Here is a 23,958-nt window from a genome sequence, read left to right as displayed (position 1 = left end):
CCTCCCACAAAAACCGTGCTTAATTCAGGAAACCCAGTGTTTGACAGGCAGGCGCGTTTCTACGGTCGTTGCCGTCAAAACGGAGCAGGGCACTTGAAGGTCAATCGCTCACCGCTTACGGGATGCGTGAAGCTCAGCATGCTGGCGTGCAGACACAGGCGCGGATAGGCCGCCAGCGCCTCGGGATGGGCGTACAGCCCGTCGCCCAGCAGGGGATGCCCGATGGACAGCATGTGTACGCGCAACTGATGAGAGCGGCCGGTGATCGGCGTCAGTTCGACCCGGCAATGCGTGTCGTAGCGTTCGAGGATCTTCCAGAAGGTCAGTGCATGTTTGCCTGCCTCGTGGTCCACCACGTGACGCGGTTTGGTGGGCGGGTCGTAACGCAATGGCAGATCGATACTGCCGCTGTCCAGCGCGGGCTGGCCCCAGCACAACGCGGTGTAGGCCTTTTCGGTTTCGCGGTCATGAAACTGACGCGACAGTTCGCGATGAGTGTCGGCATCGCGAGCCAGCAAAATGATGCCCGAGGTTTCCCAGTCCAGACGATGGACAATGCGGGCTTCGGGGTAGCCGTTTTCCTGCAGGCGGGTGATCAGGCAGTCCTTGTTGTCGTCGGCACGACCAGGAACGGAGAGCAGCAAGGTAGGCTTATCGATCACCAGAACGGCAGCGTCCTGATGAATGATTCGGATGTTCGACAACGGCATGCAACGGCCTCGAAACGCGAGAAACGCCAACAGCGGTAAAGGCGCTGCCTCACGGTGAGGGCGCCGATACCGCTGCAAGCGACTGCCTGATCAGCGATCTGGCAGAGTGATATTGAGTTCCAGAATCGAACAGCTGCCCTGGTTTTCCAGAGCGACCTGCACCTGATCGGACTCGATATTGACGTATTTACGGATCACTTCCACCAGTTCTTTCTGCAAGGCAGGAAGGTAGTCGGGTGTACTCCGTTGGCCACGTTCGTGCGCAACGATGATCTGCAGACGCTCTTTCGCTACCGAGGCCGTAGTTTCTTTTTTGCGGTCACGAAAGAAGTCAAAAATGTTCATTAATTGCTCCCGAACAGGCGTTCAAACAATCCTTTCTTCTTCAAATCCAGGAACCGGTGTTCAACAGTTTTGCCCAGTAGACGGTCAACGGCATCGCTGTAAGCCTGGCCTGCATCGCTCTGGTCATCGAGGATCACTGGCACGCCCTGGTTCGAGGCTTTGAGTACCGCTTGCGACTCGGGAATGACACCCAGCAGCGTAACCGCCAGGATTTCCTTGACGTCTTCAACGCCGAGCATTTCGCCCTTGCTGACACGCTCAGGGTTGTAGCGGGTCAACAGCAGGTGTTCCTTGATCGGGTCTTCGCCATTTTCGGCGCGACGGGATTTGCTGGCCAACAGGCCCAGCATACGATCAGAGTCGCGTACCGACGAGACTTCAGGGTTGGTCACGACGATGGCTTCGTCGGCGAAGTACATCGCCAGGTGCGCGCCGGTTTCAATGCCTGCAGGTGAATCGCAGACGATGAATTCGAACGATTCCTTGAGTTCCATCAGGACTCTTTCGACGCCTTCCTTGGTCAGGGCTTCCTTGTCACGGGTCTGGCTGGCTGCTAGTACGAACAGCCCTTCGATCTTCTTGTCCTTGATCAAGGCCTGCTGCAGATTGGCCTCGCCATTGACCACGTTGACGAAATCGTACACGACGCGACGTTCACAACCCATGATCAGGTCGAGGTTACGCAGGCCGACGTCGAAGTCGACGATGACAGTCTTGTGGCCGCGCAGTGCGAGGCCTGTACCGATAGCGGCGCTGGTGGTGGTCTTGCCCACACCACCCTTGCCGGATGTAACAACGAGAATCTTGGCCAAGGTGAATCACCCCTAGAGGAAAAGGACTTTAGGTCCCTGAAGAGCATCCCTTGACGCGGCGTTAGTCGAAGAATTATGGAAATCTTGTGGCCTGATCCTGGAAAGAGAGCTCCACGCTACCACTTTCGAGTCAAATACCGGCTGAGAAGCAGAGCTGCTCAGGATTTCCTACAACCTTTGCTACGTTTTCGCGACGAATCAGAGATGCTTTGAAAATTGCGGCAGTATCCGTTAAAGCCGAATGATGTTCAACACATCGCCTGACAGGCTGACCTGGACCGGCGAGCCCCAGAGTGGGTCCCTGCGCAGGTCTTCGGAGACCTTGTATTGCCCGGCGATGGAAATCAGCTCAGCGCTCAGTTGCTGGCAGAAAATGCGTGCCTTGGTGTCGCCCTTGATGCCTGCCAACGCTCTGCCGCGCATTGGGCCGTACACATGGATGTTTCCATCGGCAAGAAGTTCCGCACCCGGACTGACCGGGGCCACGACCACCAGATCGCCACCTTGGGCGTAAATCTGCTGTCCGCCGCGCACTGGCGCAGTGATCACGCGGGTCGGTTTGATGGTCGGCTCGGGCGGTTTGTCGGAAATCTTTTTTGGTGCTTCGGCTTCGACAGGGTCCAGCACGCGTTCACGGGCGCCGGACGGCGGCAGCACCGGCAGGTCGACGGCGATGGCCGCTGCAATGTCTTCGATGCGGTTGGCGCGGATCGCCAGGGTTCGCAAACCGTGTTGGCGGCAGATGCGCACCAGACCCGGCAGGTCTACCGAGCCTTCGTTGGGCGCAAGTTTGTCCAGTGCCAGGATCAGCGGGGTGTTGCTGAAGAAATTGGGCGCCTGTGCGACTTTTGCCGCCAACTGCCGGTCAAGCGCTTCAAGATTGGTCCGGGCCAGCTCCATCACCGTGATGGCAAGCATGCTGCCCTTGAGCTGGAATACAGGTTCTTGGTTTTGCGATTCAATCTGGCTCATGGTCGGCTTACACAACAGCTTGTCGCTAAAAGTGCCGAGACTTATAACGAGAACGCCCGCAGGCCGCAAGCCGGTCGAACCGATGTAGAATGCGCGGCCTTTGTTCTGACGGAAGCCCAAATGGATCGCCCGCGCTTTAACGCCCGTTTCCTTCACCCTCGTTTCTGGCCGCTATGGCTGGGGCTGGGGCTTCTGTGGCTGATCGTGCAACTGCCGTTTCGCGTGCTGCTGGTCATCGGTCGGCTCTTGGGCGCGGTCATGTACAGGGTCGCCACTGATCGAAAATATATTGCCTCGCGCAATCTGGAGCTGTGTTTCCCGCACCTGTCCGCTGCCGAGCGCAAGCGATTGCTCAAGGAAAACTTCGCCTCGACCGGCATCGCTTTCTTTGAAATGGCCATGAGTTGGTGGTGGACGAAACAACGGCTGGCAAAGCTGGCCCACATCGAAGGCCTGGAGCATTTGCAGAACGCCCAACAGAAGGGTGAGGGCGTGATTTTGATGGCCCTGCATTTCACGACACTGGAAATCGGTGCGGCGTTGCTCGGTCAGCAACACACCATTGACGGCATGTACCGCGAACACCGTAACGCGCTGTTCGACTTCGTCCAGCGGCGCGGTCGCGAGCGTCATAACCTCGACTCGCTGGCTGTGGAGCGTGAAGACGTGCGCGGCATGCTCAAGCTGCTGCGCGCCGGGCGGGCGATCTGGTATGCGCCGGATCAGGACTACGGCGCCAAGCAGAGCGTGTTCGTGCCGCTGTTTGGCATCCAGGCGGCGACTGTGACGGCGACCAGCAAGTTCGCCAAGCTGGGCCGCGCTCAGGTGGTACCGTTTACCCAGCAGCGTCTGGCGGACGGCAGCGGCTATCGGCTGGTGATCCATCCGCCAATGCAACACTTTCCGGGCGAGAGCGACGAAGCGGATTGCCTGCGGATCAATCAATGGGTAGAACGTGCCATCACGCAGTGCCCGTCGCAATATCTTTGGGCCCATCGGCGCTTCAAAAGTCGACCCGCCGGTGAACCGAAGCTATACAGGAAGCATAAATAAAAAGCGTCGTTGATCACCGAGGTCAGTTGTAGATGCCAGAATCCGCCGTAGCGACTCCTGTTTCACACGATGTCGAGCCCGTCACCGGGCTCATTCTTTCAGGCGGCGGTGCCCGCGCTGCTTATCAGGTGGGGGTTCTGGCAGGGATTGCCGACCTGCTGCCACCGGGCTCTCCCAATCCTTTTCCCGTTATCGTCGGTACGTCGGCAGGCGCGATCAATGCCGTGAAGCTGGCCAGCGGCGCGCTGCACTTTCGGATCGCCATCCATCAGTTGACCGAGTTCTGGCAGTCTTTCCGCAGTCACCAAGTGCTGCGCAGCGACTGGCCGGGCGTCATTCGTCAGGCCGGGCGGTTCTTCGGGCGCAGCATGACCGGGCTTGGCCGCAATATTCCCGTCGCGCTGCTCAATAGCTCGCCCTTGCGCGATCTGTTGACCGAGCGGCTGGACCTGAGCGGGATCGATGCTGCCATCGAAGCGCATCACTTGCGTGCGGTCGCGGTGACGGCGTTCGGGTACGAATCAGGGCAAGCGGTCACGTTCTATCAGGGGCGTGGCACCATCGAGCCGTGGCTGCGTCACCGGCGTATAGGCAAGCCCACTCAGCTGTCGGTGGAGCATCTGCTGGCCAGCTCTGCCATTCCACTGCTGTTCGCGCCGATCAAGCTTGAGGATGAGTATTTCGGTGATGGGGCCGTGCGTCAGTCGGCGCCGATCAGCCCCGCGCTGCACTTGGGCGCCAATCGCGTGTTGGTGGTCGGGGTGAGTGGCAATCCACGGGGTCTGCAACCCAAAAAACCGGTGGCTCGTCCTGCCACTGGAGCCCAGCCCAGCCTGGCGCAGATCAGCGGCCACATGCTCAACAGCACTTTCATCGACAACCTGGAGAGCGACATTGAACTGCTTGAGCGCTTGAACATGGCCAGCGCGCTGTTACCGGACGAGCAGTCGCGGTCCCAGCCAGGATTGGCGCCGGTGGACGTGCTGGTCATTTCCCCGAGTCAGCCGCTGGACGAGATCGCCGCCCGCCACCGCCGCGAGCTGCCGCCTGCACTGCGCACCTTTCTGCGCGGTCCGGGAGCCACCAAGACCAGCGGGGCCAGTGTGCTGAGCTACCTGCTGTTCGAATCAGGCTATTGCAGCGAGCTGATCGAACTGGGGCGGCACGATGCGATTGCCCAGGGCGCGGAGTTGAAGCGGTTTCTGGGGTTGCCTTAGGGAGGGGGGCTCGCAAAGCAAGCCCATCGCTGACACCGCCGTGTCTCACCGGGAGCATAGGGCCGTGAGAGGCGGCATGTGCCATGAAACCGCAGCCTTTCATTCACGCGGTCAGGCGATCATCCCGAAAATCACGAAGTGCCTGTTCGATTTCCTCTCGGGTATTCATCACGAACGGGCCGTACTGCACGATGGGTTCACGCAGCGGTTTGCCCGCGATCAGCAACACGCGTGCGCCGTTTGCGCTGGCGATCCGAAGATCGCCTTCATCGCTCAGCCTCACCATGTGGCTGCTGGCGATGGTCTGCGCGCAACCCTCCACTTCAAGGCTGCCTTCATACACATATAGCAAGGCGCGATGGCCTTGAGGGATGCGCGGGCTGACGTGGCTGCCAGCTGGCATATGGAAGTCGAAATACAACGGCTCGGTATCGGGACGCTCTACGGCGCCGATCCGTTGTGCATCGCCATCGTCGAACTGACCGGCGATCACAACCACGTCCACACCATCCCGAGTGGTCAGACGCGGGATGTTTTCCGGCTGAATGTCTTGATAGCTGGCATCGGCCAGTTTGTTTTTGCCTGGCAGGTTGAGCCACAGCTGAAAGCCGCGCATCACGCCTTCTTCCTGCTCGGGCATCTCGCTGTGAATGATGCCGCGTGCGGCCGTCATCCACTGCACGCCGCCGCCCTGCAACAAGCCCACATTGCCCATATGGTCTTCGTGGCGCATGCGGCCTTCGAGCATGTAGGTCACGGTTTCAAAACCACGATGCGGGTGCGGCGGAAAGCCTGCGATGTAATCGTCCGGCTTGTCCGAACCGAATTCGTCGAGCATCAGAAACGGGTCGAACTGCTCCACCCCCTGACCGCCGAACACACGTGTCAGGCGCACGCCAGCGCCGTCGGACGTAGGCTGACCCGCCTGAATCGACAGCACTTTACGAAATTGAGCCATTAAAAAGACACTCCTCATTGAGTCACAATGAGTCTATGGTATGCCTGTTATTTTGATCAGTGAATTTGAATACTAGGTCGAACCTATCGATTTTATAGATGTTGGCGTTGCGGCAGGGGTTCTCACTACGCCCTTGTTATATTCCACGGCGAGTCGCGACCAACAAAAAACGGCCAGCCCGATCACTCGGGCTGGCCGTTTTGGTGTGCAGCTCGCTTATTCGGCGATTTGAAGCTTGCGCGACTCGGTGTAGACGTAACGCACCTTCTCGTACTCGAACGGTGAATTCAGTTGCCCGTAGCGGAAGCTGGTCACGTAGCGCCTGTCGATAGCCCGCAGCAGCATGATCTCGGGGTGATCGCTGCTGACGTCGGCCACGTTGAGGAAGTTGATCTGCATTTCGGCGGCGAAGTCGAACACCAGGCCACCGGTGTCACGCAGGTTGGAAGGGCCGAGCAGCGGCAGCACCAGGTAAGGCCCTGCCGGCACGCCGTAGAAGCCCAGCGTCTGACCAAAGTCTTCGCTCTGACGAGGCAAGCCCATCATGGTGGCCGGGTCCCACAGACCGGCAATGCCGATGGTGGTGTTGAGCAGCAGGCGCCCGGTGGTTTCCATCGAACGTTGGCCTTTGAACTGCAGCAGGCTGTTCAGCAGGTTAGGCACATCGCCCAGGTTGCTGAAAAAGTTGCTCACGCCACTGCGTACGAAGCCGGGTGTGACATAGCGATAGCCGTTCACGACGGGCAGGAATACCCATTCGTCGAAACGGTAGTTGAAGTGATAAACCCGACGGTTCCACGATTCCAGCGGATCGAACACTTCAAGGGCGTTGATGGACGCTCGTTCGAATTCGCGTTGATCGAGGCCGGGGTTGAATTGCAGTGATTTCAACGGCTGAGTGAAGCCATCGGCGTCGGTCTGGCGAGCCACGGTCGCGGGGTGTTCGGCCTTGTTGGTGATGTCCGCGTCAGCCGCATGGGCAGTACCGGCACAAAGCAGGGCGGCAAGGAGTAAAAGACGTTTAGCCACGGAAAAACTCCAGCATGGCGTCGCTGTTGACGCGGTAATTGATGTTGCCGCAATGGCCACCGTACGGATAAACGGTCAGGCGATCGCCGAAAGTCTTGCGCAGAAAGCCCAGATCACCGGAGCCCAGGATCACGTCGTCTGCGTTGTGCATGACTGAAATCTTGCTGCTGCTGTGCAGGTAATCCTTGAGCGCATACAGGCTGACCTGATCGACCAGTTGCAGCAGGCTGCCGCCGTCGGTGCGTGCGCGCCACATCGGAATGACCTGTTCGGTCAGGTAGCAATCGAAATCACACTGCAAGGCACGCTTGAGAAACGGCGTCAGGCTGGTGCCTTCAGTGATCGGGAATTTCGGCGGCGTGATCAGGCCACGACGGTTGATCAGGTCGGACGTGAACGCAATGTCGGCCGACGAGAAGCGAAACGAGGTGCCGATCAGCATCGCCATCTGTTCATTGGTCAGGTGCTGTTTGGACTGCTGGAAGTCGAACAGCAAGGCATCGTTCAGGTCGATGTAGCCTTTCTGGCGGAAGTAACGCGTCAACTTGGCCAGTACCAGTTCGTAGAACGTGGTGGTGTTGTTGATGCCCTTGACGTTGGTCTGTACCAGTTTGTCGAGGTTGCTGATCGAGGTGTAGAGGTTGACCGGCGGATTGAGCAACAACACTTTCTTGAAGTTGAAGCTGCGACGGGTTTCATCCAGTTGGCTGACGAACGCGGCGTTGAGCGCGCCCAGGCTGTAGCCGGTCAGGTAATACTCTGTCACTGGAAGTTGCGCCTGCTGTGCGCGGATGGCTTGCATCACGCGGTACAGGTCTTCTGCGTCATCCTTGGAGATGCCAGGAGTCGCAAAGCGCGAAGCCGAACTCATGAAGTCGTAGCTGGTGGGCGACGACAACTGGACGACGTGGTAACCCGCGCCGTAATACAGTTTTTTCAGGAATTCGTTGATGGTGCTGTTATAGGGTGCGCCAGTGCCTGCAATCAGAAAGATCAGCGGGGCGGCGTGATCCTGCTTGGCGAGGCGATAGTGCAGCTTCTTCACGGCCCAGAAATTGTCGGGCAGGGTGAATTCGCGCTCGGGGTGCAGGTTGAGCGTGTAGATGTCCTGATCGATGTCTTCGTCGTCGGGCAGGTCGGGACGCAGGTCAGGAGGTGTGGTGGCAATGGTCGCTTCGAACGGATTAGTCAGCGGGTAGCCATAAGTGGCAGGGTCGACATTCGTCGCCAGAGCGGACGCACTTAAACACAGGCCACCGATAACGGTAGCGAAGCGCAGAAAACGGAGCATGACTAAATCCCTTGGGAAAGAAGTGCTGATGAGGTCTGCACGCTATGACCACTGACATGATGCCAAAGTGCCGCATTGCGGGTGCAAACCTTGTAAACCTGACGGAACAATACACGGTCTGTGGATTTTGCAATGCAGATCTGTGCGTTTTTTTCTACATGATGTGATTTTGCGGGCTTCAAGCGCGCAATTGCCCCTTCCCAGAGAGTCGGTCGGCATGTCAGGAACCGTGTTTGAGGGGTGTTTGGTGAAAAAGATTCGGCGTGGCGAAAAATAAAACCCGAACACCAGACAGCACAAAGGAGAGCCGGGGCTCTCCTTTTAATGTGTGTCGCATGCTCTTCTTATTGTTATGGCGAGGCCTGTTGTTGTTATTGGCGACCTCGCTTTTGCCGCGTTGCTTTAACCGCGTTTCAGGGCGACCCCCATCCGGGGTCAAGAGCAAACGTATTTTTTTGAGCGCTGATTCACTTTGACCACCTGTCTGCACAACGTCGTGGTCCAACCGGTTCTGGAGCTACCTTCAGGTAGTTTTATTGTTCTCTGTCCGATTGTGGGGCCTCAGTAGGCGAGGTCCCTGTAAAGCTGATCCACTCCAAAAAAATCTGTTAGCTGCGTCTCTGTCCGTGTTGTTCTTGTTATGTCAGAGCCGTTACGTCTTGTTCTTATTGGGATGCTGCACATTTCTTGTTTTTGTTGTGCCAGAGAGATAGCAGGAGCTGTGCCAACTTTTTAAAATCCTTTAAAAACAATGGCTTGAGAATTTTTAAGACTTCATCAGGCCTGGAAATCTTTCGGTAATGTTTCCGTGTTACCCGAATGCGGAATCCCAAGTGAGGTCGCGGTAACACATCCTAAGGTGTGCGTAGCGTGCGCCAAAGCCGGGCACGGTTCTGAGTTCCGTCCAGGCCCCTCCGTGAATACAAAGGCTGACCCAGCGCAACGCGTGTCAGTCCCGACATGCAAAAGACAGACGAAATAACGACCTGTTCACGCAGGGGGTGTCGCTGATGGCTGGGTGATGTCGTTTCCCGCTGTCCCGGTGTCGCAGGCAGATCATGTTCGATTAACGCGCAGGTTGATGATCAGCGTGGCGTTGCTGTGCGTGTCGATGCGCGCACGAACGATCAAAGCGTGCAGATCATGGCCTGCCCCGGAAACGGGCGTGCAGGTGGTCTGGAAAACAACGTTAACCGTGCCCGACAGCCGTCGGCGCAGGACTTGCTGGGGAAGTGACGATGAAGATGCGAAAAATCCTGGGGGCGGGTGCCGCTCTGGTACTGGCTGTCAGTTCCACGCTGGCCCTTGCTGAAACCAAGACGCTGACCATTGGCTACGTAGAAGGTTGGTCCGACAGTGTGGCCACCACGTTTGTGGCATCCGAAGTGCTCAAGCAGAAGCTGGGCTATGACGTCAAATTGCAGTCCGTCGCGGCCGGGATCATGTGGCAGGCCGTGGCCAGCGACAAGCTGGACATGATGTTGTCCGCCTGGCTGCCCGGCACGCACGGTGAGTACTACGCCAAGTACAAGGATCAGGTGGTCAACTACGGCCCTAACTTCAAGGACGCCAAGATCGGCCTGATCGTACCGGAATACGTGAAAGCCAAGACCATCGCCGACCTCAAGACCGATGATTCTTTCAAGAAAAAGATCACCGGTATCGACGCCGGGTCGGGGGTGATGATCAAGACCGATCAGGCCATTAAGGATTACGGTCTGGATGGCTACAAACTGCAGGCCAGTTCGGGTGCAGGCATGATTGCCGAGCTGACCCGGGCTGAAAAGCGCAATGAGTCCATTGCCGTGACCGGCTGGGTGCCGCACTGGATGTTCGCCAAATGGAAACTGCGTTTCCTGGAAGACCCGAAAGGCGTCTACGGCGCTGCTGAAACCGTCGATAACGTCGCAAGTCTGGGCCTTGAGAAAAAGGCACCTGACGTCGTGGCCTTCCTGAAAAAATTCCAGTGGGCGTCGAAAGATGAAATCGGCGAGGTCATGTTGGCCATTCAGGACGGTGCCAAGCCCGAAGCGGCTGCCAAGGACTGGGTCGCCAAGCACCCTGATCGCGTTGCTGCCTGGACGGCAAAATAACCGCTGAAGCGTCTGTTTCAAACCTTTCAAGGCCGTCTGGTGTTACCGCCAGACGGCCTTTTGTGTGTCTTGGGTTCATGTTTTCGCTGTGCGCACGCTGTGACGCTGCGCAATATCGGGCAGAGCCGCGAATCTACAACTAATGTCGTTCTAATACTAAGGTCGTCTGGAGTGCGAGCCGGACCTGACTAAAGTGGAATACGTGACATCTCATCTGTGCTGCGAGGACAAAAACAATGAACGACAGCATTTACCTCTCGATTCAAAACAGCCCGCGATTCAAGGAGCTGGTTTCAAAAAGAGAGCGTTTCGCCTGGATTCTCTCGGCGATCATGCTTGGGCTCTATGCCGCATTCATCCTGATGATTGCGTACGGTCCACATATCCTGGGTGCCAAACTGAGCGCGACCTCTTCCATTACCTGGGGAATGCCCATCGGGGTTGGCCTGATTGTCTCGGCATTCGTCCTGACGGCCATCTACGTGCGCCGTGCCAACGGTGAATTCGACGACCTGAACAATGCGATTCTCAAGGAGGCTCAGCAATGATCCGTCGTCTTTCACTGGCCCTCGGCCTCTCCGTCTGTGCGCCGGCCCTCATGGCGGCAGATGCCCTGACCGGGGCGGTACAGAAACAACCCCTGAACGTCTCGGCGATCGTGATGTTCCTCGCCTTTGTGGGCTTTACGCTCTACATCACGTACTGGGCCTCGAAGAAAAACAAGACAGCATCGGACTACTACTCGGCGGGTGGCAAGATCACCGGTTTTCAGAACGGTCTGGCCATCGCAGGCGACTACATGTCTGCGGCGTCCTTTCTGGGTATTTCCGCGCTGGTGTACACCTCCGGCTACGACGGCCTGATCTACTCGATCGGCTTCCTGGTGGGCTGGCCGATCATTCTGTTCCTGATCGCCGAGCGCCTGCGTAACCTGGGCAAGTACACCTTTGCCGACGTTGCGTCCTATCGCCTCAAGCAAAAAGAGATCCGTACCCTGTCGGCCTGCGGTTCGCTGGTCGTGGTTGCGTTCTACCTGATTGCTCAGATGGTCGGTGCCGGCAAGCTGATTCAGCTGCTGTTCGGTCTGGACTACACCGTGGCCGTGGTGCTGGTCGGTATCCTGATGTGCCTGTATGTGCTGTTCGGCGGCATGCTGGCCACCACCTGGGTGCAGATCATCAAGGCGGTGATGCTGCTGTCCGGTGCGTCGTTCATGGCGCTGATGGTCATGAAGCACGTCAACTTCGACTTCAACGTACTGTTCTCCGAAGCGATCAAGGTTCACCCTAAAGGTGAAGCGATCATGAGCCCTGGCGGTCTGGTGAAGGATCCGATCTCGGCGTTCTCGCTCGGCCTGGCGCTGATGTTTGGTACGGCTGGTCTGCCTCACATCCTGATGCGCTTCTTCACCGTGAGCGATGCCAAGGAAGCCCGCAAGTCGGTACTCTACGCGACCGGTTTCATCGGCTACTTCTACATCCTGACCTTCATCATCGGCTTTGGCGCGATCCTGCTGGTCAGCACCAACCCGATGTTCAAGGACGCGGCAGGTGCGCTGTTGGGCGGTAACAACATGGCGGCGGTTCACCTCGCCGACGCAGTAGGCGGCAGTCTGTTCCTGGGCTTTATCTCGGCGGTTGCGTTTGCCACCATCCTGGCGGTGGTTGCCGGTCTGACCCTGGCCGGTGCTTCGGCGGTGTCTCATGACCTGTACGCCAGTGTGATCAAGGCTGGCAAAGCCAACGAGAAGGATGAGATTCGCATCTCGAAGATCACCACCATCGCGCTGGCGGTCGTGGCGATCCTGTTGGGCATCGCCTTCGAAAGCCAGAACATTGCGTTCATGGTTGGCCTGGCATTCTCGGTTGCCGCGAGCTGCAACTTCCCGATCCTGCTGCTCTCCATGTACTGGAAGAACCTGACCACCCGTGGCGCCATGATCGGCGGCTGGATGGGGCTGATCAGTGCGGTCGTGCTGATGGTGCTGGGTCCGACCATCTGGGTGCAGATTCTGCACAACCCTAAAGCCATCTTCCCTTACGAATACCCGGCGTTGTTCTCCATCGCCATTGCATTCGTGGGCATCTGGTTCTTCTCCATCACCGACAAGTCGAAAGCGGCAGAGGGCGAGCGCGCCTTGTTCTTCCCGCAGTTCGTACGCTCGCAGACTGGCCTGGGTGCCAGCGGTGCGGTGTCACACTAAGCGGTAGGCATCATGAAAAAAGCAGCCTTTGGGCTGCTTTTTTTTGCGCAATAAAAAGCCCCGCTTGTAACAGCGGGGCTCTGGCGGGCAGCCGGGTTATATTCTGCCCAGCAGCACCAGAATCAGCAGGATCACCAGGATCGTACCGATCACGCCCGACGGACCGTAGCCCCAACTGCGCGAGTGCGGGAAGACCGGCAGACCGCCGACCAGCAGCAGAATCAGAACGATGATAAGAATAGTGCCGATGCCCATGACGTGAGTTCCTTCTTGTAATTCCAATTAGAATGTCTGCCGCTAATATCCTGGCTCTAAGGCCACGGGTTTTAGCTGCTTGAAACATCCGACTCTGGCGGTTCAGGAAAGGTTCGATCATGTTCGAATAAATTCTTACAATTTTATAAATCTATAAGAATCAAGCGGTTGTATTTTTTTATTGGAGGCGTTTCAACGGTGTTAGCACTCAACAAAGTATTAAAAAAGATTGAACTAACGGTGCACTGTTAGCTCGCTCCGTACGGAGAAGCCTGGAGGATATGAATGATTTACCGAGTGGCTGCCGATGCCGTAGTCCTGTTTCATTTTCTGTTCATCGTTTTCGTTCTGCTGGGCGGTTTACTGGTTTTGACCAGGCCTTGGATGGCCCTGATGCATGTGCCTGCGATGGTATGGGGCGCACTGGTCGAATTTCTGCATCTGTATTGCCCACTCACACCGCTGGAAAACGCTTTGCGCAATCGTGCGGGCGAGCAGGGGTACGACGGGGGATTTATCGAGCACTACCTCATTGCACTGATCTACCCGTCAGGGCTTACGCCGCAGATTCAGCTCTGGCTGGGCAGCATCGTTGTGCTGGTCAATGGGTCAATCTACGCCGTGTTGCTGGTTCGCGGGGTGCGCAGGTTGAAACGCGCATAGGCCTTGGGTTTGCTCCAGGCATTCAGCGTCTTGATGTTGAGGATGCGCGGCCCCGCCTGTGATTACACTCGGTCTATTCCTGCACATCACAAGGCATTCCGTTATGCAAAACCGCATCATGATTACTGGCGCCGGTTCGGGTCTGGGCCGTGAAATTGCAGTGCGCTGGGCGCGCGAGGGCTGGCGTCTGGCATTGTCGGACGTGAACGACGCCGGTTTGCAGGAAACGCTCGCCAAGGTGCGCGAAGCGGGCGGTGACGGTTTCGTGCAGCGGTGCGATGTGCGCGACTACAGCCAGCTCACCGCATTCGCTCAAGCCTGTGAGGAGCGTTTTGGCGGTATCGATATCATCGTCAACAACGCGGGCGTCGCCTCAGGCGGGTTCTTCAACGAGCTATCGCTGGAAGACTGGGACTGGCAGATCGCGATCAATCTGATGGGCGTGGTCAAAGGCTGCAAGGCCTTCCTGCCCTTGTTGCAAGTCAGCAAAGGGAAGATCATCAACATCGCCTCGATGGCCGCGCTGATGCAGGCGCCAGCCATGAGCAATTACAACGTGGCCAAGGCAGGTGTGGTGGCGCTGTCCGAAAGCCTGCTGGTGGAGTTGCGTGATCAGGAGGTGAGTGTGCATGTCGTCTGCCCGTCATTCTTCCAGACCAACCTGCTGGATTCCTTTCGCGGACCCACGCCCGCAATGAAAGCGCAGATCGGCAGACTGCTGGAAAAATCCCCGATCACGGCCAGTGATATCGCTGACCATATTTTCGAAGAGGTCGGTAAAGGCGAATTCATGATCCTGCCCCACGACGAGGGCAGGGCGGCCTGGGAATTGAAGCGCAAGCATCCGCAGGCAATGTACGATGAGATGACTGTCATGTGCGGGAAAATGCGCGCCAAGGCTCGACAGCCCAACTGACGCTCAGCGTCACATGAACGGGTCTGGGTTGACGCGGCTTTCAGTGCCGTCAATTCAGGCCTTTTAGAGCGAATTTTCCTACCCTTTTTGACTTGAAGTAGGACTTGTCTGTCGGCGCAATCCGAAGCAATTGAAGGGCGTTACTGATTTGCTATCACCGTATTGAAGCCCTCCACGCGTGGCTGCACCCTGATTCTTTTGTAACAACAAGAGAGTCGACACATGCTGGTACTGACGCGGGAAATTGGTGAAACCTTTTCAATCGGTGATGACATCACCGTTCATATCCTGAGTGTGAACGGCAATCAGGTCCGGCTGGGAATCGATGCGCCCAAAGACATCAAGATTCACCGTGCCGAAGTGTATCGGCGTATCGCCAACAAGCTCGCGGAGCAGCAGCCGGGATCGCCCGCTGCCTGAGCTTCAATCGAAGAATTCCTTGGGCACGTCATGCTTGAGCATCAACTGGCATTGCTGGCTTTCCAGGTCGAAAAAGATCACGGCCTGCCCTTTGGTCAATGCATGCCGTACGCGCAGAACGCGCGTCTGCAGCGGCGTGTCGTCGCCATTGTCGGTGCCCTCGCGCGTGACGAAGTCCTCGATCAGGCGGGTCAGGGTGTCGGGTTCAAGCTGGTCGTAAGGGATGAGCATGGCGGTTCTCGGGTCGATTGCCCACGATGATAGTGCGGTGACAGCGTGTGTCGCAATGTAGAGGGCCGGAACCCGATCGTTTCGATGCCCAGCGCTGCGCGTCATATGCATGTTTTGCAGCGGCTCATCAACGGTGGGAAGCAGCTCGCCGACGATGCGTTTTCAAAGGCACTTTATCAGTGACTGAGCTGACGCTATTTCCGGCAAACCGTGTCCCACGTAGCGCTCAGTCAGCAAACGACTTCGCTGCTGAGCGCGTTGGCGATAATAGAATCAAGGTTCCTCGCGATTCTGTCCGATCAGGCTGTCCACCGGCGGTACGCGGGTATCCGATTCCATTTGCGCGTCATGCTCGATCTGATGGCTGAACTGGTCCAATGAAGCCTGGGCCGGTTTGGCGTCGCTGGCAAAGACCGGCGGGCTGAGCATGTAGGCGCCCAACAGTTTGCTCAAGGCCGCAAGGCTGTCAATGTGGGTCCGCTCGTAGCCGTGGGTCGCATCACAGCCGAACGCCAGCAGGGCAGTGCGGATGTCATGGCCCGAAGTCACGGCGGAGTGCGCGTCACTGTAGTAGTAACGAAACAGGTCTCGGCGCACTGGCAGTTCGTTGTCCACACCCAGGCGCAGTAAGTGGCGCGACAAGTGATAGTCATAAGGCCCGCCAGAGTCCTGCATGGCCACGCTGACTGCGTGCTCGCTGGAGTGCTGGCCTGGTGCAACCGGTGCGATGTCGATACCGACGAACTCACTCACGTCCCACGGCAGCACGCCGGCAGCGCCCGTGCCGGTTTCTTCGGTGATGGTGAACAGCGGGTGGCAATCGATCAGCGGCTCTGCACCACTGTCGACGATGGATTTCAGCGCGGCCAGCAGCGCAGCGACACCCGCTTTGTCATCCAGGTGTCGGGCGCTGATGTGGCCACTCTCGGTGAACTCCGGCAACGGGTCGAAGGCCACGAAGTCACCGATGCCGATACCCAGCGATTCACAGTCGGCGCGGGTGGTGCAGTAAGCGTCCAGGCGCAATTCGACGTGGTCCCAACTGATCGGCATTTCATCGACAGCCGTATTGAACGCGTGACCGGAGGCCATCAGCGGCAAGACGCTGCCACGGATGATGCCGGTGTCGGTGAACACGCTGACGCGGCTGCCTTCGGCAAAGCGGCTCGACCAGCAGCCGACAGCTGCGAGGGCCAGGCGACCGTTGTCTTTGACCTCGCGAACGCTGGCACCAATGGTGTCCAGGTGCGCGGAGACGGCACGATCAGGCGAGTTTTGCTTGCCCTTGAGCGTTGCGCGAATGGTGCCACGGCGCGTCAGCTCGAACGGAATGCCTATTTCTTCCAGGCGTTCGGCGACGTAGCGCACGATGGTGTCGGTAAAGCCGGTCGGGCTTGGGATCGCGAGCATTTCCAACAGAACTTTCTGCAGGTACTTCAGATCCGGATCGGGGATGGTTGCAGGGGTCATGGAAGGCTCCTCTTGGGTGAAGCGGCAAGCACCGGACCGAGGCGACAATCGTATCGCCGCTTCGGTCCAGCGCCTGTAGCTGTCTAGGTGTGCGCAGGCAGGCTGTGCGGAAACAGCAGATCGACGAAGCGTTCGGCAGTGGGTTGAGGTTCGTGGTTGGCCAGTCCGGCGCGCTCGTTGGCTTCGATGAACACATACTCAGGCTGGTCGGCTGCCGGAACCATCAGGTCCAGGCCGACCACCGGGATATCCAGTGCGCGTGCGGCACGTACAGCGGCATCCACCAGCACCGGGTGAAGAATAGCCGTCACGTCTTCCAGGCAGCCGCCGGTGTGTAGGTTGGCGGTGCGGCGCACGGCCAGGCGCTCGTCCAGCGGCAGAACGCTGGCATAGTCGTACCCTGCTTCACGTACGGTGCGCTCGGTTTCTTCATCCATCGGGATGCGGCTTTCACCATCGGTCGCGGCTTCGCGACGTCGGCTCTGTGCCTCGATCAATTGCTTGATGGTATGTCGGCCGTCGCCAGTGATTTCGGCAGGTCGGCGTATGGCAGCGGCCACCACTTCAAAGCCGATCACGACAATGCGCAAGTCAAGGCCTTCGTGAAAGCTTTCCAGAATCACGCGGCTGTCGAACTGGCGAGCACGCTCGATAGCGTTCTGCACGTCTTCAGGGGTGCGCAGGTCAACGGCAACGCCTTGACCCTGCTCGCCATCCAGCGGCTTCACCACGACTTGTCCGTGTTGTTCCAGAAACGCGCGGTTCTGCTCTTCACTGCCAGCGCGTTGCTGGGCGGGCAGGCGTAAACCTGCGGCCTTGAGGGCTCGGTGCGTCAGGCTCTTGTCCTGACACAAGGTCATGCTCACCGCGCTGGTCAGATCACTCAGCGATTCGCGGCAGCGTATGCGGCGTCCGCCATAGCTGAGGGTGAACAGCCCTGCGTCTGCATCGTCGACCTGCACATCAATGCCGCGTCGATGGGCTTCTTCGACGATGATTCGCGCGTAGGGGTTGAACTCGGCCTGCGGTCCAGGACCGAGAAACAGGGCCTCGTTGATCCCGTTCTTGCGCTTGATGGCGAAGGTCTGCAGATTGCGAAAATTCAGCTTGGCGTAAAGCGCCTTGGCCTGTTCATTGTCGTGCAATACCGACAGATCGAGGTAGCTGAGGCCACGGCTCATGAAGTGCTCGACCAGATGCCGAACCAGCACTTCGCCGACACCTGGGCGGGTGCATTGGGGGTCAACCGCCAGGCACCACAGGCTGCTGCCTTTTTCGGGGTCGTTGAAAGCTTTCTGATGGTTGAGCCCCATGACGCTGCCGATGACCGTGTGGCTGCCTTCATCCTCTGCGACCCAATACACCGGGCCACCCTGGTGACGCGGGGTCAGCAATGATGGATCGATCGGCAACATGCCACGCGCCAGGTACAGGTTGTTGATGGCCTGCCAGTCGGCCTCGCTCTGGGCGCGACGAATGCGGTAGCCACGGAATACTCGTTGCGCCGGACGGTAATCGCTGAACCACAGACGCAAGGTGTCCGAGGGGTCCAAAAACAGCTGCTGCGGCGCTTGAGCCAACACTTGTTGTGGCGCTGCCACGTACAGCGCAATGTCCCGCTCGCCCGGTTTTTCGTGCAGCAGGTCCTGAGCCAGTGCGGCCGGATCAGGATAGGTGTGGCCTATCAACAGGCGCCCCCAGCCGCAGTGCAGCGCCAAGGGGTCGGTCTCCAGCGGGCTGCCGTCTTCGGCAAAGCGCGCTTGCAGACGTTCGTACGAGGGCGACTGTCGGCGCAACAGGCGTTGGCTGTAAGTCGTCGCGTTCTGTTTCATGGGGTTACAGTCCTTGTTCGCTGAGCCACAGGTTCAGCGCTGCCAGTTGCCACAACTTGGAGCCACGCAATGGCGTGAGCTGGCCCTCAGGGTTGGTCAGCAGCTTGTCGATCATGGCCGGATTGAAAAGGCCACGGTCCTGGCTTGAGTCGGTCAGCAATTCGCGAACCCAGTTCAAGGTATCGCCCTGCAAGTGCTTCAGGCCCGGTACTGGGAAATAGCCTTTCTTACGGTCGATCACTTCCGAAGGAATGACCATGCGCGCGGCTTCTTTCAGCACATGCTTGCCGCCGTCCGGCAGTTTGAACTTGCCGGGAATGCGAGCGGACAGTTCAACCAGGCGGTAATCCAGAAACGGCGTACGCGCTTCCAGGCCCCACGCCATCGTCATGTTGTCGACGCGCTTGACCGGGTCGTCCACCAGCATCACCGTGCTGTCCAGGCGAAGCGCCTTGTCGACCGCAGCGCTGGCGCCGGGTTGAGCAAAGTGATCGCGTACGAAGTCGCCAGCGGCGTCGTTGGCCGTCAGCCATTTAGGCTGCACGGTTTCGGCGTATTCGGCGTAGCTGCGGTCCACGAAGGCGTCGCGGTAGGCAGCGACCGGATCGCTCGCGCCATCGACCTGCGGGTACCAGTGATAACCGGCAAACAGCTCGTCCGCGCCCTGGCCGCTCTGAACCACTTTGCAGTGCTTGGACACTTCGCGGGACAACAGGTAAAAAGCGATGCAGTCGTGGCTGACCATCGGCTCGCTCATCGCCCGGAAGGCAGCAGGCAACTGCTCGATGATCTCGCTTTCCTGAATCCTCAGCTGATGGTGACGGGTGCCGTAATGCTTGGCGATCAGGTCTGAATACTGGAATTCGTCGCCACGTTCGCCGCCAGCGTCCTGGAAGCCGATGGAAAAGGTTGACAGGTCTTCAACGCCGACTTCGCGCAACAGACCGACCAGCATGCTGGAGTCTACGCCGCCTGACAGCAGCACGCCGACGTCTACCGCGGCACGTTGACGAATCGCCACGGCTTCGCGGGTACTGTCCAGAACGCGGTCGCGCCAGTCTTCCAGCGTGAGGTTTTTCTCGTCTTCATGAGGGCCGTAAGGCAACGTCCACCAGACTTTCTGCTCAACCTGACCACTGGCGTCGATGCGCATCCAGCTGGCCGGCGGCAGTTTTTCAACGCCTGCCAGCAGCGTGCGTGGCGCAGGTACGACGGCGTGGAAGTTCAGGTAGTGGTTAAGCGCAACCGGGTCGAGCAGCGGGCTGATGTCACCGCCTTTCAGCAACGCAGGCAGCGACGAGGCGAAGCGCAGGCGCTTGTCGGTTTTCGACAAGTACAGAGGCTTTACGCCCAGACGGTCACGGGCAATGAACAGACGCTTGCTGTCGCGCTCCCAGATGGCGAACGCGAACATGCCGTTGAGCTTGGGCAGCATGTCTGCGCCCCACGCGTGGTAGCCCTTGAGCAGCACTTCGGTGTCGCCGCCGGAGTGAAACGCATAGCCGAGGCTTTCAAGCTCGGCGCGCAGTTCCGGAAAGTTGTAGATCGCACCGTTGAAGGCCATTGACAGGCCCAGGTGGCTGTCGATCATCGGCTGCGCCGAGCCGTCCGACAGGTCCATGATTTTCAGTCGGCGATGACCAAGGGCAACTGGCCCTTGGCTGTGAAAACCCCACGCGTCCGGGCCGCGAGGCGCCAGCTCATGGGTAATGCGTTCAACAGCGGCCAGGTCCGCTGGTTGATGGTCGAAACGTAGTTCACCTGCTAATCCGCACATAAGTCCTTACCGGGTTTCCGTTGGGGAGGTGGCTGAGAAAGTGCAGCCACCCAGAAACTGACCCAATGCAAACGCGGTAGTTTTAGATCAAAAAGTTATAAGTTAGGACCTTAGCTGGTTGCGGCCATGTGCTTTCAGCCTTGATCGGGCAAGGGACAGAGGCAGCTCAATAGCCTGTCATCTCCAGATACCCCACGCCTTTTTGACTGCCGCTGAACGTGACCGGCCCCTCCCAATATGGAATGTTGGTGCCCATCCAGGCCTTGGCGTTGAGCGCTTCGCTGGTGATGTCCAGGTGCATGCCGGGGATCTTGATCGACCAGACCGTGGGCACTGAATGCTCGCCGATCTGGGTGATCTTGAGCGGTTCAAGGCTGATCTCGCTGGCGCTCAGTAATCGCGTGCTGCCATCGGCGCCAATCCAGTTGCCTGTGACGTAGGGCGCGCCTTCCTTGTGACGAATCCGGTACAGCATCAACCTGTCCCCGTTTGCCAGTTGCAGAGAGAACCAGTCCCAGCCGGTCTGGTTGGCGGTCAGTGGCTGGCTGCTCCATTCCCGGTCCAGCCAGGCGTTGCCTGCCACCTGATAGGTCTTGCCTTCTATGTCCACACTGCCTTGAGCGTTGAAAAACGGTTGGCTGTAGTAGTACGACGCCTGTCCAGCCTCGGATTTCTGGCTGTAGCCCTGATCGCCTTGTAGCACCACGGGTTTGCTCGACGTGAGGTGCAGGCGATAGCGGAAATCCTTGCCACTGGCTTTCAATTGCAGGCTGGCCAGAGGGTCTTCAGCGACGGTGTCACTGCTCAACGACCAGTCATCGATCCAGGCAGAGAAGGGCGCCGTGTTCACATTGGCCTGACCGACACCGCCCCGTGCGTAGCGCTCGGCCACGTAATGCCCGGTGGCCGAGGTGGCGGCGGCATGGCCCAGCCAGATCGTGCCGTCGTTCCACCCGCTGCCGGTCTGGATGCCGGGCTGCAAAGCGCTGCGAAACAAGGTCCATTGCACGCCGAACTGTCTGCCAGTGTCGTCCTTGAGCGTGGCCGTGATGTACCACCATTCGATCCGAAAGCCAGGGTGCTGTCCATGATCCTCTGGAAAGGAAAATACGCGCCCCGGCGTTACCTGCGTGTAGGCGTTCGCTGTGTCGCCCAGACCCGCGAAACCTTTGTCGGGCCGGGGTTTGTCATCGCAGGCGCTGAGCAGCAGGGCGGCGATCAGAAGCAGCCCTCTAATGTTCATGGGCAAACGTCCTCAGCAAGTCGCTCGGACGACTTCTATACAGCTTGAACATTGGCCAGGCCGACGCCAGCAAGGTCGCCAACAGGGCCAGTAGCATCAATTGCACCAGTTGCAGCGGGAAAACCCTCAACGGCAGTCGCCAGCCAAAGGCCTGCACGTTGATGACGGCATTCAGGCACCAGGCCAGCGCGATACCCAGCGGCAGTGCCAGCAGCAACGTCAGCACCGCCAGCATCCAGGTCTGGCCGAGGTTGAGCAGCATCAATTGTCTTCGTTTGACGCCCATCGCCCACAGCGGCGCGAGCTGGCCGATTCGACTTTGGCTCTGGGTCAACAGGCTGATGAACAGCGCCACTGCGGCCACGCCGAGTGTCAGGCTGTTGAGCGCCGCAGTGGCGGCGAAGGTTCGCTCGAACACCTGATTGGACCAGCGTTTGAGCTGGCTCTGATCGATGATGTGGTTGTCGTCCAGGGCAAACTGCTGTTGCAGGCCCGCAATCAGCGGCGCGATGTCGGCTTGGGCGATCCGAAGATTGAAACGTACAGGCGTCAGGTCGGGCCAATGGGCAAGCAGCTTTCCGGCGTTGACCAGTAAGTGCCCCTTGGGATTCCCGTAATCGGCATAAATGCCCACGATACGCACCGTCCACTGACCTGCGGGCACCGGGATGATCAGGCTGTCACCCAATCCCAGCTTGAGCCGGCGTGCCAATTGCTCGCTGAGCATGACAGTGTCCTGGCTGGCCAATTGGTCCCAGGGCTCGCTCGATGCATCGAGTAACTCCCAATGCTGGCGGTAGGTGCTGTGGTCGATCACGCCAAACAGGTCGGCTGGCCAGCCCTGCAACTGAACCGGCACTTGCCAGTTCGGTAACACGGCCTTGACCTCCTTCTGCTGGCTCAACCACGTCTGCAATGGCTCGGCTTGCGCGGGACTTTGCGGATTGATGTACAGCTCGGCGGTCAGGCGCTGCTCCAGCCAACTGCTGAAGGTTTCTCGAAAGCCGGAGGTCATGCTGCCTGCACCGATATTGGCCGCCATCGCCAGCAGCAACGCCATCAGCGCCAGGCTCAAGGCGGGCAGCTGTTGCCTGCAGTCGGCCACGAACCATTGCCCAGTAACCGAGTGAGTACGCGGGAGCATCGCCTTCAGCAACGTATCCAATAGCACCGGCAGTCCCAAGGCAGCGCCGAGCAGCAGTGCAGACACCATGACAAAACCTGCCAACAGGGAGTTGCCCAGTAGCAGCGTCGCTGCAGCCACGGCGGCGCAGGCCAACGCGATCCAGCCCTGACGCCGTAGCCAGCGTCCATGCTCTTGCTGCCATGCCTGGGCATCGGCCAGCGCCAGCAAGGGCAGGCGTGCCGCCCGTATCAGGCTGTTGGCACCGGCCAGCAGTGCGCCCAGCAGACTGACTCCTATCCCGCTGGCCCACCACCAGAGGCTCAGGTTCAGTTGCCCGGCGACTTCGGCGCCATACAGGCCGCGCAGGCTGGCTGCCACATCCGGCAACAGCAGGCTGGCCAACAGGTAACCGCTTATCACCCCGAGCACGCCGCCCAGCAGCGCCAACGCACCCAGTTCGACGCTCAACGTGGCAATCAGCAGGCGCGCAGTCACGCCGCAAGCCCGCAGATTACGCAACAGGCCGCGCCGCTGCTCCAAGGCCAGGCCGATGGCTGCGTGAACAATGAAAAGCCCAACGATGAATGACAACACGCCTAACGCATTCAGGTTCAGGTGAAAGCTTTCGGTCAGGCGCTCCAGATTGTTTTCTTCACCGCTTTTGATGATCACCAGCCGGTCGGCCAGCGCAGCGGGCAATGGGGGCATGTGCGCCGCAAAATCCTTGGGCAACAACAGGCGGGACAGTTGTTCGGAAGCAACCAGCAGGGGCTGAGCGAAGCCGATGTCGGTGAGCAGTAAACCGGGCGCCATGTCTGGCGTCGACCTCAAAGGCGGCAGTGGCGTGCCGTCCTCGGTAAGCGGTCGCTGACCTTCCTGCAGGTTCAACGCCTGTAGGGTTTGCGGGGCGATCCAGGTCCGGCCGGGCGGGGTGAGGAAGTCCACAACACGATCCGAATCCAGTGTCTGGCCTGCCAAAGAAGACCCGGCAGGCAGGGTGACGGGTTCGATGCCCATCAGTTGCAGGCGCCGATCTTCATGTCCTTTGAGCGTGACCCGCCCCTGCACCACGGGCGACACGGGCCAGCCTTCACGACGCAGTTGAATGAACAGATCCTGGGAAAACAACTTGCCGTCAGCGGCTTCGAGGCTGCTCTGCGGTTCGCCGCCGATCAATTGGCTGGCGCGCTGGTAACTTTCCCGTGCCTGACTGTTGAGCGCCTGGACGCCGGTCAGCAAGGCCGTCGCCAGCCACAGCCCGGTCAGGACGCTGAAGAACTGCACCGGGTGGCGGCGCCAGTGGCTGAGCAGGGCACGTAAGGTCCAGTAAAAGACTCGCACT

At 58.9% G+C, this 23,958-nt stretch carries 22 protein-coding genes; 8 read left to right on the top strand and 14 right to left on the bottom strand.

The annotated features are described in order from the left end of the window. Positions 1-74: 74 nt before the first annotated feature. The 4 genes from ALP40_RS11455 to minC all read right to left on the bottom strand — a co-directional run bounded on the left by ALP40_RS11455 (position 75) and on the right by minC (position 2,839). A complete protein-coding gene (locus ALP40_RS11455; RefSeq protein ID WP_122208386.1) occupies positions 75-710 on the bottom strand; it encodes an RluA family pseudouridine synthase in 636 nt (211 codons plus the stop codon). 90 nt (positions 711-800) lie between these two features. Continuing rightward, positions 801-1,055 carry a cell division topological specificity factor MinE gene (gene minE, locus ALP40_RS11450; protein ID WP_099229927.1) on the bottom strand — a complete coding sequence of 85 codons (255 nt, stop codon included), beginning with the start codon at positions 1,053-1,055 and terminating at the stop codon, positions 801-803. Continuing rightward, a complete protein-coding gene (gene minD, locus ALP40_RS11445) occupies positions 1,055-1,867 on the bottom strand; it encodes a septum site-determining protein MinD (protein ID WP_122208385.1) in 813 nt (270 codons plus the stop codon). The genes minE and minD overlap by 1 nt, the downstream gene beginning before the upstream one ends. A gap of 231 nt (positions 1,868-2,098) precedes the next feature. After that, positions 2,099-2,839, bottom strand: coding sequence for a septum site-determining protein MinC (gene minC / locus ALP40_RS11440; protein WP_122208458.1), 741 nt, complete (start codon positions 2,837-2,839; stop codon positions 2,099-2,101). A 120-nt stretch (positions 2,840-2,959) separates the two neighbouring features. Between minC and ALP40_RS11435 the strand changes: the two genes are divergently transcribed. Next, positions 2,960-3,892: a lipid A biosynthesis lauroyl acyltransferase gene (locus ALP40_RS11435; protein ID WP_122208384.1), complete on the top strand. Its 933-nt coding sequence runs from the start codon at positions 2,960-2,962 to the stop codon at positions 3,890-3,892. A 32-nt stretch (positions 3,893-3,924) separates the two neighbouring features. Further along, positions 3,925-5,109: a patatin-like phospholipase family protein gene (locus ALP40_RS11430; protein WP_122208383.1), complete on the top strand. Its 1,185-nt coding sequence runs from the start codon at positions 3,925-3,927 to the stop codon at positions 5,107-5,109. 103 nt (positions 5,110-5,212) lie between these two features. Here the strand turns inward: ALP40_RS11430 and ALP40_RS11425 are convergent, their stop codons facing one another. The 3 genes from ALP40_RS11425 to ALP40_RS11415 form a co-directional block, all read right to left on the bottom strand. Beyond that, the gene (locus ALP40_RS11425; RefSeq protein WP_122208382.1) at positions 5,213-6,067 is read right to left on the bottom strand and encodes a pirin family protein; all 855 of its coding nucleotides are present in this window, start codon (positions 6,065-6,067) and stop codon (positions 5,213-5,215) included. 216 nt (positions 6,068-6,283) lie between these two features. After that, the gene (locus tag ALP40_RS11420; protein ID WP_122208381.1) at positions 6,284-7,096 is read right to left on the bottom strand and encodes a VacJ family lipoprotein; all 813 of its coding nucleotides are present in this window, start codon (positions 7,094-7,096) and stop codon (positions 6,284-6,286) included. Continuing rightward, on the bottom strand, positions 7,089-8,387 hold the full coding sequence (locus tag ALP40_RS11415; RefSeq protein ID WP_122208380.1) for a serine/threonine protein kinase: 1,299 nt from the start codon (positions 8,385-8,387) through the stop codon (positions 7,089-7,091). The genes ALP40_RS11420 and ALP40_RS11415 overlap by 8 nt, the downstream gene beginning before the upstream one ends. 1,238 nt (positions 8,388-9,625) lie before the next feature. On the opposite strand from ALP40_RS11415, the gene ALP40_RS11410 reads away from it, so the two are divergent. From ALP40_RS11410 to ALP40_RS11400, 3 genes are all read left to right on the top strand, one after another. After that, positions 9,626-10,480 carry a glycine betaine ABC transporter substrate-binding protein gene (locus ALP40_RS11410; protein ID WP_122208379.1) on the top strand — a complete coding sequence of 285 codons (855 nt, stop codon included), beginning with the start codon at positions 9,626-9,628 and terminating at the stop codon, positions 10,478-10,480. Between the two features lie 236 nt (positions 10,481-10,716). Next, positions 10,717-11,028: a DUF485 domain-containing protein gene (locus tag ALP40_RS11405; RefSeq protein ID WP_004879410.1), complete on the top strand. Its 312-nt coding sequence runs from the start codon at positions 10,717-10,719 to the stop codon at positions 11,026-11,028. Next, entirely contained in the window at positions 11,025-12,683 is a 1,659-nt protein-coding gene (locus ALP40_RS11400) for a cation acetate symporter (RefSeq protein WP_122208378.1), read from the top strand. The genes ALP40_RS11405 and ALP40_RS11400 overlap by 4 nt, the downstream gene beginning before the upstream one ends. A 96-nt stretch (positions 12,684-12,779) precedes the next feature. On the opposite strand, the gene ALP40_RS11395 is transcribed toward ALP40_RS11400, so the two are convergent. Further along, positions 12,780-12,938, bottom strand: a complete 159-nt coding sequence (locus ALP40_RS11395; protein ID WP_004879412.1) for a DUF3309 family protein — start codon at positions 12,936-12,938, stop codon at positions 12,780-12,782. Positions 12,939-13,223: 285 nt separating this feature from the next. Between ALP40_RS11395 and ALP40_RS11390 the strand changes: the two genes are divergently transcribed. The 3 genes from ALP40_RS11390 (at position 13,224) to csrA (ending at position 14,937) form a co-directional block, all read left to right on the top strand. Then, the gene (locus ALP40_RS11390) at positions 13,224-13,601 is read left to right on the top strand and encodes a DUF2784 domain-containing protein (RefSeq protein WP_122208377.1); all 378 of its coding nucleotides are present in this window, start codon (positions 13,224-13,226) and stop codon (positions 13,599-13,601) included. Positions 13,602-13,704: 103 nt separating this feature from the next. Continuing rightward, positions 13,705-14,517 (top strand): SDR family oxidoreductase, encoded by an 813-nt coding sequence (locus tag ALP40_RS11385; RefSeq protein ID WP_122208376.1) that lies wholly within the window; start codon positions 13,705-13,707, stop codon positions 14,515-14,517. Positions 14,518-14,739: 222 nt separating this feature from the next. Further along, positions 14,740-14,937 (top strand): carbon storage regulator CsrA, encoded by a 198-nt coding sequence (gene csrA, locus ALP40_RS11380; RefSeq protein ID WP_122208375.1) that lies wholly within the window; start codon positions 14,740-14,742, stop codon positions 14,935-14,937. 3 nt (positions 14,938-14,940) lie between these two features. On the opposite strand, the gene ALP40_RS11375 is transcribed toward csrA, so the two are convergent. From ALP40_RS11375 to ALP40_RS11350, 6 genes are all read right to left on the bottom strand, one after another. Further along, positions 14,941-15,168, bottom strand: coding sequence for a YheU family protein (locus tag ALP40_RS11375; protein WP_122208374.1), 228 nt, complete (start codon positions 15,166-15,168; stop codon positions 14,941-14,943). Positions 15,169-15,441: 273 nt separating this feature from the next. Further along, a complete protein-coding gene (locus tag ALP40_RS11370) occupies positions 15,442-16,638 on the bottom strand; it encodes an osmoprotectant NAGGN system M42 family peptidase (RefSeq protein WP_122208373.1) in 1,197 nt (398 codons plus the stop codon). Between the two features lie 83 nt (positions 16,639-16,721). Then, positions 16,722-18,470, bottom strand: coding sequence for an N-acetylglutaminylglutamine synthetase (gene ngg / locus ALP40_RS11365; RefSeq protein WP_122208372.1), 1,749 nt, complete (start codon positions 18,468-18,470; stop codon positions 16,722-16,724). A gap of 4 nt (positions 18,471-18,474) precedes the next feature. Next, positions 18,475-20,247, bottom strand: coding sequence for an N-acetylglutaminylglutamine amidotransferase (locus ALP40_RS11360; RefSeq protein WP_122208371.1), 1,773 nt, complete (start codon positions 20,245-20,247; stop codon positions 18,475-18,477). Positions 20,248-20,413: 166 nt separating this feature from the next. Further along, a complete protein-coding gene (locus tag ALP40_RS11355; RefSeq protein ID WP_122208370.1) occupies positions 20,414-21,490 on the bottom strand; it encodes a lipocalin-like domain-containing protein in 1,077 nt (358 codons plus the stop codon). Then, a complete protein-coding gene (locus ALP40_RS11350) occupies positions 21,480-23,957 on the bottom strand; it encodes an ABC transporter permease (protein ID WP_122208369.1) in 2,478 nt (825 codons plus the stop codon). Before ALP40_RS11350 ends, ALP40_RS11355 begins: the two co-directional genes overlap by 11 nt. Between the last annotated feature and the right edge of the window lies 1 nt (position 23,958).

This window comes from Pseudomonas viridiflava, from assembly GCF_003702045.1.
Classification (GTDB): domain Bacteria; phylum Pseudomonadota; class Gammaproteobacteria; order Pseudomonadales; family Pseudomonadaceae; genus Aquipseudomonas; species Aquipseudomonas viridiflava_C.
Note: the sequence above shows the minus strand (reverse complement) of the source record. Positions and strands in the feature narration are given on the sequence as shown.

Excerpts from the sequence above, each read along its gene's own strand:
- ALP40_RS11455 (WP_122208386.1), bottom strand. The coding sequence starts at position 710 with ATGCCGTTGTCGAACATCCGAATCATTCATCAGGACGCTGCCGTTCTG.
- minE (WP_099229927.1), bottom strand. The coding sequence starts at position 1,055 with ATGAACATTTTTGACTTCTTTCGTGACCGCAAAAAAGAAACTACGGCC.
- minC (WP_122208458.1), bottom strand. The coding sequence starts at position 2,839 with ATGAGCCAGATTGAATCGCAAAACCAAGAACCTGTATTCCAGCTCAAG.
- ALP40_RS11435 (WP_122208384.1), top strand. The coding sequence starts at position 2,960 with ATGGATCGCCCGCGCTTTAACGCCCGTTTCCTTCACCCTCGTTTCTGG.
- ALP40_RS11430 (WP_122208383.1), top strand. The coding sequence starts at position 3,925 with ATGCCAGAATCCGCCGTAGCGACTCCTGTTTCACACGATGTCGAGCCC.
- ALP40_RS11425 (WP_122208382.1), bottom strand. The coding sequence starts at position 6,067 with ATGGCTCAATTTCGTAAAGTGCTGTCGATTCAGGCGGGTCAGCCTACG.
- ALP40_RS11415 (WP_122208380.1), bottom strand. The coding sequence starts at position 8,387 with ATGCTCCGTTTTCTGCGCTTCGCTACCGTTATCGGTGGCCTGTGTTTA.
- ALP40_RS11410 (WP_122208379.1), top strand. The coding sequence starts at position 9,626 with ATGAAGATGCGAAAAATCCTGGGGGCGGGTGCCGCTCTGGTACTGGCT.
- ALP40_RS11405 (WP_004879410.1), top strand. The coding sequence starts at position 10,717 with ATGAACGACAGCATTTACCTCTCGATTCAAAACAGCCCGCGATTCAAG.
- ALP40_RS11400 (WP_122208378.1), top strand. The coding sequence starts at position 11,025 with ATGATCCGTCGTCTTTCACTGGCCCTCGGCCTCTCCGTCTGTGCGCCG.
- ALP40_RS11395 (WP_004879412.1), bottom strand. The coding sequence starts at position 12,938 with ATGGGCATCGGCACTATTCTTATCATCGTTCTGATTCTGCTGCTGGTC.
- ALP40_RS11390 (WP_122208377.1), top strand. The coding sequence starts at position 13,224 with ATGATTTACCGAGTGGCTGCCGATGCCGTAGTCCTGTTTCATTTTCTG.
- ALP40_RS11385 (WP_122208376.1), top strand. The coding sequence starts at position 13,705 with ATGCAAAACCGCATCATGATTACTGGCGCCGGTTCGGGTCTGGGCCGT.
- csrA (WP_122208375.1), top strand. The coding sequence starts at position 14,740 with ATGCTGGTACTGACGCGGGAAATTGGTGAAACCTTTTCAATCGGTGAT.
- ALP40_RS11375 (WP_122208374.1), bottom strand. The coding sequence starts at position 15,168 with ATGCTCATCCCTTACGACCAGCTTGAACCCGACACCCTGACCCGCCTG.
- ALP40_RS11370 (WP_122208373.1), bottom strand. The coding sequence starts at position 16,638 with ATGACCCCTGCAACCATCCCCGATCCGGATCTGAAGTACCTGCAGAAA.
- ngg (WP_122208372.1), bottom strand. The coding sequence starts at position 18,470 with ATGAAACAGAACGCGACGACTTACAGCCAACGCCTGTTGCGCCGACAG.
- ALP40_RS11360 (WP_122208371.1), bottom strand. The coding sequence starts at position 20,247 with ATGTGCGGATTAGCAGGTGAACTACGTTTCGACCATCAACCAGCGGAC.
- ALP40_RS11355 (WP_122208370.1), bottom strand. The coding sequence starts at position 21,490 with ATGAACATTAGAGGGCTGCTTCTGATCGCCGCCCTGCTGCTCAGCGCC.